This is a genomic window from Pseudodesulfovibrio sp. lm2024 (assembly GCF_051175575.1).
GTDB lineage: Bacteria > Desulfobacterota > Desulfovibrionia > Desulfovibrionales > Desulfovibrionaceae > Pseudodesulfovibrio > Pseudodesulfovibrio caledoniensis.
This window is the reverse complement of the sequence record NZ_CP195092.1, coordinates 2,393,708-2,410,628: the sequence shown is the minus strand read 5'-3', so window position 1 is coordinate 2,410,628 and position 16,921 is coordinate 2,393,708. Positions and strand designations below refer to the sequence as shown.

Genomic DNA, 16,921 nt, shown 5'->3' with positions numbered 1-16,921 from the left:
GAGCCGGGGTTCCCCTTTATTGTTATTTTACGGTTAATGCAAGCCGACGGGGCTCTACTTGATGACCAGATCGCCGAAGTACGGGAAGTTCATGACGTTCACGATGTCTTCGGTGTTCATGTTGGACTTGGAGGCCCAGGACAGATTCTGCCAGTGCAGCGGGATGAAGCCGGCTTCGTCGTACTGGATCTTCTCGGCTTCCTGCAGGTCGGCGGCGCGCTTGGCCGGATCGGTCTCGGTCTGGGAGGCCAGGGTCAGCTCATCCACCTTGGCGTTGCAGTAGTTGCCGGAGTTGTACTGGCCGTAGCCGGTCTCGGCGTTGCGGCACATGGACAGGAACTCGAAGAAGTTGCCGGAGTCCTCGGTGTCGGAGTGCCAGCCGATCATCTGGATGTCGGCCACCTGGGCGTCGAACTGATCCCAGTACTGCGCCTTGGGCATGGTCTTGAGCGAGATCTTGATGCCGAGCTTGGACATCATGGAGGCGAAGGCCTCGGCGATCTTCTCGTCGTTCACGTAGCGGTTGTTGGGGGCGATCATGGTCGCCTCGAAACCGTCGGGGAAGCCGGACTCGGCCATCAGGGCCTTGGCCTTGTCGAGGTCGAAGCGGGGCACCAGGGCGTCGACATGGCCGACGTAGCCCTTGGGCGACATCTGGCCGGCGGCGGTGGCGAAGCCGTTCATGATCTTCTCGACCACGCCCTGGTTGTCATAGGCGTAGGCCATGGCCAGGCGGACCTTGGGATCGGCCAGGGCCGGGTTGCGCTTCTGGTTCAGCTGGAAGGTGATGATGCGCGAGCCGGACATGGTCACGAGCTGCAGGCCGTCGGTGGACTTGATGCGGTCCAGGTCCTGCGGAGGAACGGGCATGACGAAGTCCACGTCGCCGGACATGAGCGCGGCGGTGCGGGTGGCGTCATTCTTGATCGGGGAGAGGACGATCTCCTCGATGTTGCCGGTGTTCTTGTCCCAGTAATCCTTGAAGCGGGTGAAGACGGTCTTCACGCCCTGCTCGCGGCTGGCGACCACGAAGGGGCCGGTGCCGGACTCGTTCTCGTTGGCAAAGGAATAATCGGTCTTGAGAATGAGGTCCTTGGCCTTACCCTTGTCGTCGGTGCCGGTATAGAACTGGCTGTCCATGGGGAAGATGTAGGTGGCCATGTTCAGGACCAGGCCGTAGGGCTTCTTGGTGACCAGGTCCACGGTGTAGTCGTCCACGGCCACGGCGCCGGAGAAGGGCTCGAAGAGGCCCTTGAAGTCGTCGGACTTCTTCAGGCGGTCCAGGGTGAAGGCCACGTCCTTGGCGGTGAAGTCGTTGCCGGAATGGAACTTGACGCCCTTGCGCAGGTGAAAGCGCATGGTCAGGTCGTCAATGCGTTCCCAGCTCTCGGCCAGACGGGGCACGAAATTCATGTCCTTGTCGTAGCGGACAAGCGGATCGAAGACCATGTGGGAGTACTGCAACATGCCGCCGGACAGCTGGACATGCGGGTCGAGGGACACCGGGTCGGCATCCATGGCGAGCTTGAGGGTGATTTTTTCAGGGGCAGCGGGGGCGGCTTTCTCGGCTGCCTCTTTCTTCTCTTCGCCGCTGCAGCCGACCAGCATGAGGGCGGCGACCAGCAAAGAGAGAACGAGCAGGGAGAATTTGCCGGCGGTTCTGAACGTCGACACTTTCATGGGTTATTCCTCCTAAATTAATCCGATTGCACCAGCACTGGCGCGTTCCATACCTTTCTTGCGCCCCGTTAGGCGCAGTCCGAAAAAAACGGGCTTTCGCAGGGGTTGCGCGCAACCCCCGGGACGGCGTAGCTTCATCGGACGAAAACGAAACATTCATACACGTTTCGTCAGGCTTTAACAATAGCGTAATGAATTTGACGACGAACTAGCGGAGGCGAATCTTGTTCAATAAAATCTATTTTTTCGCACTGTTCCCGTTTTTTATTCTGGCTTTGAGCGGATGCTCCGGCGCTTCTTCAGTTGACGGCGGTCTTTCGCCTGTTGAAACGATTGTTTTAGACACCGAGTACAGCGCCGCCCTGAACGTGGACAAGAACGAGGTTTTCGCCCTGGATCTGCTCAGGCCGTCGGCCAAGGGCTATCGCATCACCGGGGCGGCGTTCGACCCGGTGATGGTGCGCATGGAGCGGTATCTGGAATATGACGACGACGGAGAGCCCCGGGCGCGCTACCTGTTCACCGCCCTGCAAGAGGGCGTGACCGACGTGCTCGTCAGGATGGTCCCCGTCGCCGGGGGCGACGTGACCACCTACCGGCAGGTCACCGTGACCATCGGCTCGGGCGGCGGCTGGTTCGGCTAGGCGTCGTCGCCGGGTTCCGGGTCGAAACGCTGTTCGGTCTTGGTCAGGTTGAAGTCGAGCAGACCGGCGTCCTCCATGACCGTGGCGCACAGATTCAGCGGGCTCATATACTGCTCACGCCAGTCCATGACCAGGGTCAGGCCGTCTTCGGTTTCCACGGCCTCGCGGACCATGGGCCGCAAATCCACCTGTTTGGGCTTGCCCTTCTTGGTCGTCTTCTCGATGAAATGGTGCTCCGAGGCCATGAACGCCCGCCACTGCTCCAGACGGCGCTCATTGTCGCGGACAAAGCGCAGCTCATAGACCTCTTCCACGGCCTGGGCCTGCTTGCGGCCCATGGACAGCCGTTGCGCGCTGCGGACGGCCAGCCCCTTGGGCATGTTCCGCCCCAGGCGCTCGACCACCTCGTCCGGCCCGAAATCCTCGCGCAGGAACACGTTGATCCACTCGCTCACGCTCTCTACGCCCACGGGCAGCGCCTTGCCGAAGGACAGTCTCGGCATGGGATGGAACCCGGCGGAAAAGGCCATGGGCAGGCGCGCCCGGCGGAAGGCGCGCTCGAACACGGCCTGCAGCTCCAGCTGGCTGAGGAAGGCGGCCGGGCCGGTTTTTTCGTACCACACCCGGTAGTGGGCGGCCTTGCCGGTCAGATCCGGCTTCTCCACGCTGTAGGGAGGCTGTTTGCCCTCCTGGTCACGCTGGGGGAAGACCAGCCTGGGCCGGATGTCCTTGTCCCCGGCCTGATTCTTCAGAGTCGAGACCCGGCCGTCGAACTGGCAGACGCCGCAGTTGCGGCACGCCCCGTAGCGGCAGTCGTCGGTGATCTTCCCGGCCAGGGCGCGTTCGCGCTCCTTGAGCAGGAACCGCTTGGTCAGGCCGCTGGACAGATGATCCCAGGGCAGGGGGGCTTCCGGGTCGCGCGGACCGGTGAATTCGTCCCAGTCGAGCCCGGCCTCTTCCATGGCCTCGCGGTACGGCGCAAGGCGCAGATGGTCCTTCCAGCTGGAAAAGAGGGCGCCCTTGGCGTAGGCCCGCTCGACCACTTCGGCCAATCGGCGGTCGCCGCGTGAGAAGACTCCTTCCAGCGAGGTCATCTCGGGCTCGTGGTACTTGATGGAAATACGTTTGTGCGGCCTGAAGATGGACCGCAGATGGTCGATGCGCCGGTAGATCTCGTCCAGCGGAATCTGCGGCTCCCACTGGAACGGGGTGTGCGGCTTGGGCACGAAGGGCGAGACCGCGGCCGTGACCTGCAGCCTCTTTATGTGCCGACCGGCCGCGTCGCGCACCTTGAGGCAGAGGTCCAGGATGGCGTCCAGGTCCTCGTCCGTCTCGGTGGGCAGGCCGATCATGAAATAGAGCTTCACTCCCTGCCAGCCGTTTTCGAAGAGCAGCCGGACGTGCTCGATGAGCCCGGCCTCGTCCACGCCCTTGTTGATCACGTCCCGCAGCCGCTGGCTGCCCGCCTCCGGGGCGATGGTCGCGCCCGTGCGCCGGATGGACGAGATGCGCTCCATTATCGGCGCGGACAGGGAACCGACCCTCAGGGACGGCAGGGAAATGGAAATTTGTTCGGCCGCGCACTTGTCGAAGCTGCGGGTGAAGAGAGTGTCCAGGCCGGAGAAGTCGCCGGTGGACAGCGACAGCATGGAGGTCTCCTCGTATCCGGTCTCGGCCAGGCCGTCGGTCAGGATGTCGTCCAGGCCGTCCAGGGAGCGTTCGCGCACCGGGCGGTAGATCATGCCCGCCTGGCAGAACCGGCAGCCGCGCGTGCAGCCCCGGGCGATCTCCATGGTCAGCCGGTCGTGGATGGCCCCGAAAGGGATGACCTGGCCCGTGGGGAACGGCGCGCGGTTCAGATCGTCCACCACGGCCTTTTCCACAATCTCATATCCTTCCTTGAGCGGCTTCAGCGGCTTGCCCGGCCCCTCGTCCTCGAAGAACGACGGCACGTACAGTCCCGGAATCTCGGTCAGGGACTCCAGCAGCGCCTGCTTTGGCAGCCCCTCGGCCTTGGCCCGTTCCACGGCGGCCAGGAGCGCGACCATGGCCTCCTCGCCGTCGCCCAGGACCATGGCGTCGAAGAACGGGGCCACGGGCTCGGCGTTGAAGGCCGCGCCGCCGCCCGCCACGATGAGCGGGTAGGGCTCCTCCCGGTCCGCGCTGCGCAGCGGTATGCCCGCCAGGTCGAGCATGTACAGGATGTTCGTGTAGCACAGCTCGTGGGTCAGGCTGAACCCGACCACGTCCATGTCCTTGAGCGGGGTGTCGGACTCCAGGGTGGCCAGGGGAACATTGCGCTCGCGCAGGATGTTCCCGGCCTCCTCATCGGGTGTGAAGACCCGCTCCGCCCAGAAATTGGGCTGCGCGTTCAGCGCCTCGGACAATATCTTCTGGCCGAGATAGGACATGCCCACCTCGTACATGTCGGGGAAGGCCAGGGCGCACCGTACGGTCACGGTGGACGGGTCCTTGAACACGGCGCCCCATTCGCTGCCTATATAGCGCGAGGGACGGGGGAGGATGGGCAGCAGTTCTTTCATGATCTCAATTGGTTCGGGGAACGGAAAAAACGGGGTTGGCTCACGTGAACCAGCCCCGTCCGAAATAACAGGTTTCGTCTGGGTCGGCTAGCCGAGATCCAGGCCGCCGCCCGCACCGCCGCCCATGCCGGACAGGTCGAGCCCGCCGCTGGACAGGGAGATGTTGGTCTTGGCTTCGATATATTTGGTCTTCAGCTCTTCCGGGCAGTTCTTGTACTCGAACAGCACGTGGCTCTGGGCGATCTTGCCCTGCATTTCCTGGTCAAAGGGATATCCATAGGGCAGCAGGACCATCTGGGTGCCCTGCTGGGTGGGCATGGCCTGCAGGATGGCGGGTTCCTCGATGTCGCTGCCGACGTAGTTGCCGACAACCATCTCGCCGCTGACCAGTTTGACCAGCCGAATGTCATAACTCATGTTGCTCTCCTTGGAAGTTGTGGTGGGTCCTTAAGTAGGTATCCCCCTTGACGCTGTCAAGGAAAGCTGTGGGTGCGCCTCCGGCGGCCGGGGAAAGGGGAGAGGGGAACCCTTTGAGAAAAGGGTTCCCCTCTCCCCTTTCCCCGGCCGCCCATCCCCTCTCCCCTCCTAAACTTTTTGTATGCGCATGCGCGCGCGGCGGGTGGAGGGAAGGCATTCCATAGGGTCCTGATTTGTGCGGGCGAGACCAGGCGAGATAAAATAGGCACGGCAGATCGCGTCCGCACAGCCCCGCGAAGCGGCGACTAAAAGTTCTGGAGATTCTTAAGAACCTCTTTCAAGAGGTTCTTAAACCGTCGGAGACGCCCCGCCGGAGGCCTCCCAAACAACGCAGGGCGGCGCCGAGAGAACTCGGCGCCACCCTTTATGGGGAGTGGGGTATTGTGGGCTTATGCCTGTTCGGGGCCGTGGAGCAGGGCCATGACTTCCATGGTGTCGTGCGGCAGGGCGTCTTCGCCCCTGGCGGCGTATTCCATTTTGGACACCGTGTAGATGGCGATGAAGGACAGGATCATGACGAATCCGCCCGGGTTGTTGTATTGCAGAAAGTGCGGCAGCATGGATTTGCCCAGGATCATGAAGAACGAGCCGACGATGCCGACGACCAGCCCGGCGCAGGCGCCGCCCTTGGTCATCTTGGGCCACCACACGCCCATGACCAGGACCGGGAAGAAGGTGGACGCGGCGATGGCGAAGGCCAGTCCCACGAGGATGGCGATCTGCATGGATTCGGCCCAGAAGCCCAGCGGGATGCCGAGCAGGCCCACGGCGATGGAGGCCACGCGGGCGACCTTGACGCGGGAGCGTTCGGGCATGTCCGGGTTGAAGACGTTGACCACCAGGTCGTGGCCGATGGCTCCGGCCGAGGCGATGATCAGCCCGGCCACGGTGGACAGGATGGCGGCGAAGGCCCCGGCCACCACGATGCCGAGCAGGACCTGTCCGCCGAAGTAGGAGCCCGCCACGGGCACGGCCAGGTTCTTGCCGTTGTCGGCCAGCCACTGCATCAGGTGCGGGGACACGCCCATGGACTCGCCCTGCAGGAAGACGTAGCGGATGACATGGCCCACGTAGGGGCTCAGGATGTAGAACATGCCGATGAGAAAGAGCACGTAGATGACGGTCCTGCGGGCGGCCTTGCCGTCCGGGGCGGTGTAGAAGCGCACCAGGATGTGCGGCAGTCCGGCGGTGCCGAACATGAGGGCGAGCAGCAGGGACAGGGTGTCCTTGAGGCTGGTCAGCCAGTAGGCCGGGCTGGTGTAGGCGGCCCCGTCGAATTCCTTGCCGGTGATGGGCGTATTGCCCTTGAATTCGGCCAGGAACTTGACCACGTCGGTGTAGGTCAGGCCCTTGAGCATGAAGGGGATGAAGGCCAGCAGGAACATGGCGCCGAACAGGATCCAGAACTGGACCAGCTGGTTGACGGTGGTGGCCTTCATGCCGCCCACGGTGACGTAGAAGGTGATGATGCAGGCGATGATGATGATGGACGTGGAGTACTCCAGGTTGAGCAGCAGCCCCATGACCTTGCCCGCGCCGAGCATCTGCGGGGCCATGTAGAAGAGCGAGATGAAGAGCACGCCGACCACGCCGAGGATGCGCGCCGTCTTGGAGTGGAAGCGCTCGGACACGAAGTCGGGCACGGTGTAGCGTCCGAACTTGCGCAGGGGGCTGGCCAGGAAGAGGAGCAGGGCGATGTAGCCCACGAAGAAGCCGAGCGCGTAGATGATGCCGTCGAAGCCGAACAGGAAGGCCACGCCGGCCACGCCCAGGAACGAGGCCGCGGACAGGTAGTCCGAGGAGATGGCCGAGGCGTTGATGAAGGAATTGACCTTGCGTCCGGCCAGATAATAGTCGGCGGATGTTTTCTGGCTGCGGAACATGAAGGTGGTGACCACGGTAAAGGCCAGCATGGCCCCGATGAGCAGCAGGGCGGTGATCGGTATCTGATATCCGAGTTCCATGATTACGCTCCTTCCCTGGCTTCCCTGGCGTCCATGGGATCCTGGGTCTCGACGGTTTCGGCGATTTCATCCTCTATCTCGTTGGCCTTGCCCACGTACCAGATGAACAGTCCCCAGGTGATCGGGTAGATGGCCACGGCCACCAGCCAGTAGTGCAGGGGAAAACCGAGGATTACGACGCCGGTTACCCACGCGCTGCCCAGGTAGACGAGCAGAAAAATGCCGATGACGAAGGCGAAGTATGGAATGCCCACGCCGAGCGCAAACTGCAGTTGCCGTTTTCGGATCCTTTCGATTTGATGCATGGTTGCTACCCCCAATACGGTTGAATGTTTGCCGTTGGAGTCCTTTTACAGTAGGAAAAACAAAGGAAGCATCCGTTTTCAGGTAAGCGGTCGAAGCCGGGCGGTCGCGGGTTCGGGTTTTTTCGCCCCGGCGGCGAACGGGCGGTTTATCCCGGTCAACGGTCGGACTTTCGGCCACACAGCACGGGTTTGGACATGGATTGTAACGGTGAACGGTCCGTGAACGGTAACAGAGGCGTCCCGGACGGCCTTTTGGACGAATTGCGGGTCATGGCCCGCGAGGGCAAGCTGGCGGGTATCCGCCAAACCCGGCTCGACCTGGTCCAGGAGTGGCTCGACCAGGGGGCGTCGGCCGAGTTGGCCTGCAAGCGGCTGACCCGGTTCAACCGAGACGTGGTCGTGGCCGTGCTCGAGGCCCATGCCGTGGAGTACCCGTGGCTTTCGCAGTGCGCGTTCATGGAATTCGGCTCGGGCGGTCGGGAGGAAATGGTCCCGGGGTCGGACCAGGACAACGGGCTGCTCATTCCTGTCCAGGTGGGCGAGGACGAGGTGGACGACTGCACCCAGTCCATCGTCATCGCCCTGGACGGCGCGGGCCTCTCCCTGTGTGACGGCGGGGTCATGGTCAGCAACGCGGAGTGGCGCGGGGATTTCGACGCCTGGCTCACCCGGCTGACCGGCTGGCTGTCCAATCCGGCCGAGAAGGGGCCGTGGCAGTCCGGGCTGATCCTGGACTTCCAGGCCGTGTACGGTGTCGGGGACGAGGTTCGGCGCATGCGCGAGCGGCTGTGGGAGTATGTGCGCACCAAGCCAATCGCCCTGTCCCTGCTGGTCCGGGAGCTGACCGATTACCGGCTGCCCCTGACCCTGTTCGGGACGTTCGTCACCGAGCGCGAAGGTCCGTGGCACGGTTTCCTGAACATCAAGTCGTCGGTCCTGGCCCACCTGACCAACAGCGCGCGCATCCTGGCGCTCAAGTACGGGGTGCGCCCGCACAACACCTGCGACCGGGTCCGCGCCCTGGGCGAGGCCGGGCACATCGCCGAGCATCACGCCCGGTCCCTGCTCGACGGCTGGGAATACCTGCAGCGCAAGCGGCTCGACATCGGCCTGGAATGCGGACGCACCGGGCTGCCGCCGCACAACTACGTCAACCCGGCCGTCCTGGACCAGGGCGAGCGGCTCAGGCTCAAGGCGGCTATTCACGCGGTGGAAAAGCTGGTACGGCTGGTCCAGGCCGGATCCGGCCTGTGAATCGGCTTCCTTTTTGCAATAATTCGGCGGTCCGGCGGTTTTTCGACGACCCGGGGCCCATGTATAAGGATTTGATTCGTGAATGTCCTGATCATCAATCTGACCCGCTTCGGCGATCTCATCCAGACCCAGCCCGTGATCGCCGGTTTCAAGAGCCGGGGGCATCGGGTGGGGCTGGTTTGCCTGTCCAACTTCGCTTCGGCGGCCTCGCTGCTGACCGGCGTGGACCGTGTCTTCGCCTTTTCCGGAGCCGGGCTGCTCGCCGGCCTGGACAAGGACTGGCGGCTGGCCGTGCGCGATCTGGACGGGTTTCGGCAATCCGTGTTCGACGAATTTACGCCCGACGAGACCGTGAATCTGACCCCGTCGGTCTCCTCGCGGCTTCTGGCCTATGGGCTGACACCGGAGGGCGGCAGGACCACGGGGTTCACCGTGGACGAGTTCGGCTTCAACGCGGACACGTCCTCCTGGGCCGCGTTCCTGCAATTGGCAGGGGCCAACCGGGGAGCCAGCCCGTTCAACATCTGTGATCTCTTTCGCCGCGCCGCCGGGCTGGATCGCGAGGGCAACGGGCTGGTCCTGGCCGAGCCGGACGAAACCGCCCTGGCCCGCGCCGACGAGCTGCTGTCCGCGCAGGCCAAAGAAGGGCAGGGCTTCGTGGCCCTGCAACTGGGGGCCAGCGAGGAACGCCGCCGCTGGCCCGTGGACTATTTTCGCGAGACCGCCCGCAGGCTCTACGAGCGCGACGGGTTGGTGCCGGTTCTGCTCGGCAGCGGGGGCGAGGCCCGGCTGGGCGCGCGGTTCGCCGACGGCGCGCCCTTTCCGCTGGTTGACTGCATGGGCAAAACCTCCCTGACAGAGCTGGCCGGGGTGCTGAGCCGCTGCCGGGTTCTGCTGACCAACGACACCGGGACCATGCACCTGGCCGCAGGGCTGGGCGTGCCGCTGTGCGCGGTATTCCTGGCCACGGCCCAGCCGTGGGACACCGGGCCGTACCGGGCGGGCAACATCTGCCTGGAGCCGGACATGGACTGCCATCCGTGCGCGTTCGGCACGGGGTGCCCGTGCGACGAGGGATGCCGCCGGGCCGTGACCCCGGAGGCCATGTACGCCTGCGCCAGGGCGGTGATGGAGGGCTCGGACCCCAGGCCCGTGTTCGGAGCGCGTATCTGGCGCACCAGGACCGGCGCGGACGGGTTCATGGAGCTTCAGTCTCTGTCCGGGCACGACGGTTCGGACCGGGCCGTGTGGATCGCCATGCAGCGGGCGCATTTTTCCGCCTTCCTGGACGGCCGGGCCATGGCCGCGCCCACCGGGCTGGGCGCGCGGCTGGGGGCGGACATGCGGGCGGATCTGTCCAAAACTTTGACGAGCGCGCGGGACATGCTTTTCCTGCTCTCCCAGCAGGGCGCGCTGTTGCGCGTGAACCCCAGACCCCAGGCCAAGACCAAGTTCCTGGCTTCCTGGCAGCGGGTGCAGAATATTTTGTCCGCGAATAATCACTTGAATATCTTGGCGTTATTGTGGATGTTCGAGAGCCAGCGCCAAGGCGAGGACCTGGCCTCCCTGCTGTCCGTGGCCGAGCGCCATCTCGGACTTTTGACCGGCCTGGCGGACGATTTGGCCTGATCGGCATGGATTTTGAATTATCCGGGTTGTACCGGAAGAAACGGCAAATTTTATCTACTCACGGAGGAGAAGGTCAGCATGATCATCATCGATGGAAAACAATATGATATTGGGGCCCAGAATTTCGAGAACCTGGAACAGGTCTTCACCAAGGTGGTCGAGGACGGCCATCTGGAGGACCGCATCGTGACCGACGTCATGATCAACCATGAGCCGTTTACCGAGATTTACCCCCACCAGGCCGAGGACATCGACATGTCCGAGGTCGAGTCCGTGGAGATCACGACCATGGCCACCGAAGAAATGGCCGTGGAGATCACCCTGGAGCTCTACAAGGTCGTCAATCTCATGAGCGAGGGCGGCAAGCGCGTGGCGACCCTGTTCCGCCAGGCCGACGACGCCGAGGCCCTGGAGACCTACCAGGATCTCATCGACGTCATCCGCAACTTCCTGAACATGATCGGCATCCTGCGCGACGAGTACTCCCTCAAGGACCATCCGTCCTACCTGGAGAGCGCCGAGGAGTTCAACGCCATGTTCACCGAGATGGGGTCCGTGCTCGAGAACGAGGACTGGATCCTTCTGGCCGACCTGCTCGAATATGAATTCCTGCCCGCGGTGGAAAAATGGAAGACGGTCATCAAGTCCCTGCGCGACGACATCCGCAAGGCAAAGAAGTAGACATGGCCCGGCGCAGCCAGATGCTGGACGAGGCTATCACCATCGGCCGCAGGGAGCTCGACTTCCTGGTGGCCGGGGACGTGTTCGAGGCCGAAAAGCTTGCCCATTCCCGCGAACTGCTTCTGGACGAGGCCATGCGCGACCTGTCCGGGGACAATCTGAAGCTGCTGGCCGACAAGCTCGTGGAAATGAAGTCCCTGCACGACGAGATCACCGGGGAGGCCCAAAGGCTCAAGCAGTCCCTGAAACAGGACCTGACCAGCATGAAGCGCCAGACCCGGCGCATCTCCGGCTACAGCTTCGGGGCGGGAAACATGCCCCGGCTGGCCAAGGAGCGGTTCCTCAACAAGAAGGGCTGATCTCTCCGCAAAGACGTCTGAAAAGCCCCGGCCGTTCGGCCGGGGCTTTTTTGCGTTGCCGCTTCATTCTTGGACGGGCGCATGAGGCAGGACAAGAAACTGGCTGTGGAATGAGCCATGGAACCCTTGGCCGGGTGGGCCCACCTGATTTATTCTTCTAGAGATTGATCCAGTCGAGGCGGCCGGTGTTCCGGTCCGCGCTGGCCGTGGCCGTGAACTCGATGCCCATGCGGGTGAAGCCGGGGCGGCCCTCTTCGAGGGTGCGCACCTCGCCCGCGTACCAGTAGGGCTTGAAGGTCTTTTCCCGGAAATTGAACATGAACAGGTTGATGACCACCGGCGTGGACACGGTGCAGGTCTCGGGGATGAGCCGGTTGAGCACGGACAGGCCGAGCCCGCCGCCCGAGATGTTGATGACCGCGTTGGCGCTCTGTTCCGGCTTGTCCGAGGCAAACGAGTTGACCCCTATCTGCGGGGCCGCGTCCTCGAAGGACAGCTCCGAGGTCCGGGGCGAGGCGGTCCACAGCTTGACCCGGATGAACTGTTGGTCGGCCACGCGCTTGCGCTGGTGCTTGCGGCGCGGGATGAGTGCGTAGTCGTTGGGCCCGGCCAGGACCATCCGGTCGGTTCTGCGCCCGTCGCGGTCCGACTCCACCAGGGTGGCCGTGAAGGAGTTGATCCGCCCGCCGCGCGTCTTCATGGGCGCGAACACGCAGACCAGCTCGCTGCCAGGCCTGGTTCGGATGACGTCCAGCCGCTCGATGATCTCGCATTGGATCCGGTTGGACTTCACTGCGGTGATCACGCAGCGCACGACCACGGACTCGTCGTCCGGCCCGGCCAGCACGTCCACGACCACGCCCTTGTGTTGCAGGGTGCGCGGTATGCCGGTGCGCGTGGACGGGGAATTGTGCGCCGGGCGGCGCAGTAGCCACAGACCGATGACAAGCAGGGCCAGGGCCAGCAGCCCGAGCAGCACGCCCCCGGCCATGCGGAAGTGCTCGGGGGATACGCCCGGGAAGAGAAGGGCGGTGAGCCGGTCGAATTGGGCCCCGGCGGACGAGATCAGTTCCTGCAGGTTCATGGCTCGCAATGACTAGAAGTTGACGAATTGCTTCTTGGCTTCAAGAACCTTGCCAAGATAGCGTCTGGTCTCGGCAAAGGGAAGGTTCTTGCGCAGCCGTTCATAGACCTCGGCGGGCTGCATGGCGTTGATCTTCCCTGCCGCGCGGTCCCGATCCTTGTCAAAGGTCTTGAGCACGCCGCCCGCGCCGCCGTTGTATCCGGCGATGACGCAGTATTCCCTGGACACCGGGTTTCTGATGTCCCCCAGGAAGCGGTCGCCGAGCAGGTGCAGGTAGGCCGTGCCGTAGGTGATGTTGGTCGGCGGTTCGAACAGGGCCGCGCGCGACGGCTGGCCCGTCTTGCCGTGCAGGAACCGGTACACGTCGCTGCCCGCGGTGGACGGGACCACCTGCATCAGCCCCACGGCCGAGGCCGAGCTGACCGCGAACGGGTTGAAGTCCGACTCCACCTTCATGATCGCATAGACCAGGTTGCGGCTGACCTCGAAACGGTCGGCGGTGGCCCACACCAATTCGCGGTACTTGGCCGCACGTACCGAGAGATGGTCCCTGACCATGCGGAAGGATACCGACCGGGCGGCCTTGCCTTTGACGGTGCGCGTCTTGAGATCGTTTTGAATCAGATGGTCGGCGTACCGTTCGGCGCGCCACTCCCAGCGGATGTCGTGGCCGTCGGCGTCCTTGACCTCGCCGAGCAGGAACGGGGTGTCCCCGAGCTTGACGGTCTTGGCCGAGTAGAGGTCCACCGCGCGCGGGTCGCCCGGGGTGAGCAGGGTGGTCACGATGGCGATGCGCAGGCTTTCAAGCGGTTTCTCCTCGGCCACGGTCTCGACCACGATCTCCCCGGTGTCGAAGTCCACGCTGGCTCGCGAGAGGTAGTTGTCGGTGTACTTGACGTACTGCTTGGGCGCGGGCACCCGCACGTCATCCTCGCCCCACACCCCGGTCACGGCCTTGACAAAGGTCTCCAGGAGTTCCTTGAAATTTTTCAGGTCGTTGCCGATGGCGGCGGGGTTGGTGGCGTAGCCGATGGTCTTGTCCCGGGCCAGGGCCTCGGCCGCCGCCGCAGGGTTGCCCGTGGCCGCCGCCCGGGCGATGCGCACCGCGTCGTACCGGGAGCAGGACCCGGCCATGCAGGCCACCACCAGGAGGATGATTATTCGTGTCATATCATTGTAAAGAATATTTTGTTTGACAGCTGGTTCACTATCCTTAAAGTCCGCCTGAATCATACGTTCGAATTTTCACATGTTCAACCAGGTGCAGTTGCCTGCACCGAGGATGCCCCCATGCCCGAGTACCCGGAGGTCGAGCGGATACCGTCCGATCTGGAAGAATTGCTGGATCGGTTTTTCGACGTCTCCCGACAGGACCTCGAACAGATGCGCAACGCCCTGCATGCTGGGGATTTCGACACTCTGGTCCGGCTTGGCCATACGGCCCGGGGCACGGGCAGCGGCTACGGGTTCAAAGGCATGGGCATGATCGGCCACGAAATCGAGCTGGCCGCCAAGCAGCGCGATCCCGAGGCCCTGGAAAGGCATATGGACACCTTGGCTCATTACCTCGATACCGTCCGGGTCGAGTTCGACAGCTAGCGGCACAGAAGCGCCTCGTCGGCGATGCGCCTCCGACGGCTTAAAAGACGTTTAAAAAATCTCCCCAACTTTTTATGTGATTTCGCAGGTCCATGCGTTCGCGCTGGGCCGTGCTTCCTTGCGGCCATCCTCTCACCCGAACAGCGCAAGGTAAAGCGGCAAGATCCCCCGCTACGCGCCATACCCGCGAAGCGCCACAAAAAGTTTAGGAAAGGAGAGGGGATGGGGGGCCGGGGGAAGGGGAGAGGAAGAACACTTTTCAAAGGGGGTCCCTCTCCCCTTCCCCCGGCTGCCGGAGGCGTTACAACAGCTCCATGGCGGCGTCGACGGTCCAGTCTTCGTGGACGACCTTGTTGAGGGCGGCCACGATCTTGGCCGGATTGGGATGCTGGAAGATGTTCCGGCCCACGGACAGGCCGCTTCCGCCCGCCTGGATGGAGTCGTGGACCATCTGGACGAGGTCGCGTTCGCTTTCGAGTCTGGGGCCGCCCGCGATGACCACGGGCACGCAGCACCCTTCGACCACGCGCGCGAAGGATTCGGTGTCGCCGGTGTAGTTGACCTTGACGATGTCCGCGCCGAGCTCCACGCCCACGCGGGCGCAGTGGGCCACGACCTGCGGGTCGTATTCGTCTTTGATCTTGGGGCCGCGAGCGTACATCATGGCCAGCACGGGCATGCCCCATTCATTGGCTTCGGAGCAGAGCGCGCCGAGGTCGGCGAGCATCTGCGGCTCGGTCTCGTCGCCGAGGTTGACGTGGATGGACACGGCGTCCGCGCCGAGCTTGATGGCGTCGGTGACCGAGCCGACCATGGTCTTGGCGTTGGGGTGCGGGGACAGGGAGGTGGAGGCGGACAGGTGGATGATCAGGCCGATGTCCTTGCCGCCCGCGCGGTGGGAACAGCGGGGGATGCCCTTGTGCATGAGCACGGCGTTGGCGCCGCCCTCGGCCACCTGGTCAACGGTTTCGCGCAGGTCCACGATGCCGTAGATGGGGCCCACGGTCACGCCGTGGTCCAGGGGAACCACAATGGTCCGGCCGTTGTTGCGGTTCATGATGCGTTCCATCCGAATGGCTTTTCCGAGATGCATGACGGTGCTCCTTGTTGCTGGCGGCTGCGGCGCGGCCCAAAAAGAAAGAGGCCGCGGACTATGCCCGCGGCCTCTTGGTTGTGTTTTTTACTTCTTATGACTAGCGCACACCAAGACCGCAGGCGTTCCTGATAAAGCTAAAAAAGAAAAAGAAACGGGCGGTGTTGCTGTGCATGGAATGCAAGTACTTGTTTTGCGCCGAAGCTGTCAAGTAGAGTTTTGTTACGCGTTTTGGGCGATTAATCGATGACGGCCACGCATTTGAGCTCGACCAGACCGCCCAGGGGCAGACCGGCCACCTGGATGGCGGCGCGCGCGGGCTTGTGATCGGAGAAGTACTCGGCGTAGATCGTGTTCAGGTCGGCGAACCGGCCCATATCCATGAGGAACACGTCCACGGCCATGACCTTGTCCAGGGAGGACCCGGCCTCTTCGAGGATGGCCTTGAGATTTTCCAGGGCCTGGCGGGTCTGGGCCTTGAAGCCCTCGGCCAGCTTGCCTTCGGACGGGACGATGCCGAGCTGGCCGGACACGTACAGGGTGCCGTTCACGGCCGTGGCCTGGGAGTAGGGGCCCACGGCGGCCGGGGCCTTTTCGGTGTGGATGAGTTGGATATCGGACATGTCGTTCTCCTTTGGGGTTATTTTTCGGCCCACAGGTAGGCGGTGCGGGCTTTTTCCGGCACGCGGCGGACGATCTGGACGATGGCGGCCATGGCCAGTACGGCGAAGAGCAGCCGTCCCCAGAGCACGCCGCTCAAGTGGCCGCCGATGAGCACGATCAGCAGGGTATCCTCGATGAGCGAGTGGCACAAGCCCATGAAGGTCAGGGAATAGAAGACGTCTTCTTTGCTCAGCTTGCCGTTGCGGGCTTCGCTGATGATCAGCCCGCCGCCGTAGGAGAGACCCATGGTCAGGCCGATGACGGTGATGGCCGAGGCCTTGGGCCCGATGCCGATGAGGTCGAGCACGGGCCGCAGGATGTGGTTCATCAGGTCGATGACGCCGATGGCGCCGAGCACGCGCATGATGGCGATCAGGGTGAAGATGATGCAGAAGATGGACGCCAGGTTGCGGACCTGCCCGAGGGCCCAGGCCGCGATAGAGCCGTTCCCGGCGGACGCGTCGGTCTGGAAGAGCATGGGAGCGGGCCCGCTCAGGGTGCCGGTAGCCGAGTATATCTGGTGGAGCAGCCAGGCCAGGACAAAGGCCCCGGCCATGCGTATGCAGCACTGGAACAGGAAGCGGGCCCCGGAGCGGTCGGCGATGGCGGTCTCGATGGGCAACCCGTGGGCCACGAGCATGAGCACGCCGAGCACCGTGGCCTGGGCCCCTGTCAGGGGCGCGTCGCCGGTGAACGAGGCCAGGACGATCATGCCGGTGTAGATGTTGTTGATCAGGGTGGTGGCCCAGACCAACCCCATCTCGGCGGGCAGCCCGAGCAGGCCCATGATGGGTTCGAGCGGCCAGGCCAGGTACTTGATCAGCCCGAACTCCTGGAGGATCTTGACCAGGATGAGCACCGGAATCATGATCTTGAACAGTTCGTAGGAAGACGAAAAGGCATTTTGCAGGATTTCCCGCAGAATAGTCAAAAGGGATTTCATAAA

The 16,921-nt window shown here is 63.5% G+C and carries 16 protein-coding genes; 6 read left to right on the top strand and 10 right to left on the bottom strand.

Annotated elements, in window-relative coordinates; all coding sequences use genetic code 11:
• Positions 1 to 54 precede the first annotated feature (54 nt).
• Entirely contained in the window at positions 55 to 1,680 is a 1,626-nt protein-coding gene (locus ACR42D_RS11485) for an ABC transporter substrate-binding protein (protein ID WP_484566943.1), read from the bottom strand.
• 224 nt (positions 1,681 to 1,904) lie between these two features.
• Between ACR42D_RS11485 and ACR42D_RS11480 the strand changes: the two genes are divergently transcribed.
• Positions 1,905 to 2,324 carry a hypothetical protein gene (locus ACR42D_RS11480; protein WP_484566942.1) on the top strand — a complete coding sequence of 140 codons (420 nt, stop codon included), beginning with the start codon at positions 1,905 to 1,907 and terminating at the stop codon, positions 2,322 to 2,324.
• Here the strand turns inward: ACR42D_RS11480 and ACR42D_RS11475 are convergent.
• From ACR42D_RS11475 to ACR42D_RS11460, 4 genes are all read right to left on the bottom strand, one after another.
• Entirely contained in the window at positions 2,321 to 4,867 is a 2,547-nt protein-coding gene (locus ACR42D_RS11475; protein ID WP_484566941.1) for a TIGR03960 family B12-binding radical SAM protein, read from the bottom strand. The genes ACR42D_RS11480 and ACR42D_RS11475 overlap by 4 nt on opposite strands.
• A gap of 87 nt (positions 4,868 to 4,954) precedes the next feature.
• On the bottom strand, positions 4,955 to 5,284 hold the full coding sequence (locus ACR42D_RS11470; RefSeq protein WP_484566940.1) for a hypothetical protein: 330 nt from the start codon (positions 5,282 to 5,284) through the stop codon (positions 4,955 to 4,957).
• Between the two features lie 449 nt (positions 5,285 to 5,733).
• Positions 5,734 to 7,308, bottom strand: a complete 1,575-nt coding sequence (locus ACR42D_RS11465) for a sodium/solute symporter (RefSeq protein ID WP_484566939.1) — start codon at positions 7,306 to 7,308, stop codon at positions 5,734 to 5,736.
• A 2-nt stretch (positions 7,309 to 7,310) separates the two neighbouring features.
• A complete protein-coding gene (locus ACR42D_RS11460; RefSeq protein ID WP_484566938.1) occupies positions 7,311 to 7,613 on the bottom strand; it encodes a DUF485 domain-containing protein in 303 nt (100 codons plus the stop codon).
• Between the two features lie 219 nt (positions 7,614 to 7,832).
• On the opposite strand from ACR42D_RS11460, the gene ACR42D_RS11455 reads away from it, so the two are divergent.
• The 4 genes from ACR42D_RS11455 (at position 7,833) to ACR42D_RS11440 (ending at position 11,536) form a co-directional block, all read left to right on the top strand.
• Positions 7,833 to 8,867, top strand: a complete 1,035-nt coding sequence (locus tag ACR42D_RS11455) for a putative nucleotidyltransferase substrate binding domain-containing protein (RefSeq protein ID WP_484566937.1) — start codon at positions 7,833 to 7,835, stop codon at positions 8,865 to 8,867.
• A gap of 78 nt (positions 8,868 to 8,945) precedes the next feature.
• Complete coding sequence (locus ACR42D_RS11450; protein WP_484566936.1) at positions 8,946 to 10,496, top strand: glycosyltransferase family 9 protein; 1,551 nt, start codon at positions 8,946 to 8,948, stop codon at positions 10,494 to 10,496.
• Between the two features lie 78 nt (positions 10,497 to 10,574).
• Positions 10,575 to 11,177 carry a DUF8043 domain-containing protein gene (locus ACR42D_RS11445; RefSeq protein WP_484566935.1) on the top strand — a complete coding sequence of 201 codons (603 nt, stop codon included), beginning with the start codon at positions 10,575 to 10,577 and terminating at the stop codon, positions 11,175 to 11,177.
• A gap of 2 nt (positions 11,178 to 11,179) precedes the next feature.
• The gene (locus tag ACR42D_RS11440) at positions 11,180 to 11,536 is read left to right on the top strand and encodes a hypothetical protein (protein WP_484566934.1); all 357 of its coding nucleotides are present in this window, start codon (positions 11,180 to 11,182) and stop codon (positions 11,534 to 11,536) included.
• 157 nt (positions 11,537 to 11,693) lie between these two features.
• Here ACR42D_RS11440 and ACR42D_RS11435 read toward each other — a convergent pair whose 3' ends face one another.
• Together ACR42D_RS11435 and mltC are read right to left on the bottom strand one after the other, a co-directional pair.
• On the bottom strand, positions 11,694 to 12,620 hold the full coding sequence (locus tag ACR42D_RS11435) for a hypothetical protein (RefSeq protein WP_484566933.1): 927 nt from the start codon (positions 12,618 to 12,620) through the stop codon (positions 11,694 to 11,696).
• 12 nt (positions 12,621 to 12,632) lie between these two features.
• A complete protein-coding gene (mltC, locus tag ACR42D_RS11430) occupies positions 12,633 to 13,790 on the bottom strand; it encodes a membrane-bound lytic murein transglycosylase MltC (RefSeq protein ID WP_484566932.1) in 1,158 nt (385 codons plus the stop codon).
• A gap of 120 nt (positions 13,791 to 13,910) precedes the next feature.
• On the opposite strand from mltC, the gene ACR42D_RS11425 reads away from it, so the two are divergent.
• Positions 13,911 to 14,219 (top strand): Hpt domain-containing protein, encoded by a 309-nt coding sequence (locus ACR42D_RS11425; protein ID WP_484566931.1) that lies wholly within the window; start codon positions 13,911 to 13,913, stop codon positions 14,217 to 14,219.
• Between the two features lie 301 nt (positions 14,220 to 14,520).
• Here ACR42D_RS11425 and ACR42D_RS11420 read toward each other — a convergent pair whose 3' ends face one another.
• The 3 genes from ACR42D_RS11420 to ACR42D_RS11410 form a co-directional block, all read right to left on the bottom strand.
• A complete protein-coding gene (locus ACR42D_RS11420; RefSeq protein ID WP_484566930.1) occupies positions 14,521 to 15,312 on the bottom strand; it encodes a 2-amino-3,7-dideoxy-D-threo-hept-6-ulosonate synthase in 792 nt (263 codons plus the stop codon).
• A 239-nt stretch (positions 15,313 to 15,551) separates the two neighbouring features.
• Positions 15,552 to 15,935, bottom strand: coding sequence for a RidA family protein (locus ACR42D_RS11415; RefSeq protein ID WP_484566929.1), 384 nt, complete (start codon positions 15,933 to 15,935; stop codon positions 15,552 to 15,554).
• A 17-nt stretch (positions 15,936 to 15,952) separates the two neighbouring features.
• On the bottom strand, positions 15,953 to 16,918 hold the full coding sequence (locus ACR42D_RS11410) for a nucleoside recognition domain-containing protein (protein ID WP_484566928.1): 966 nt from the start codon (positions 16,916 to 16,918) through the stop codon (positions 15,953 to 15,955).
• Between the last annotated feature and the right edge of the window lie 3 nt (positions 16,919 to 16,921).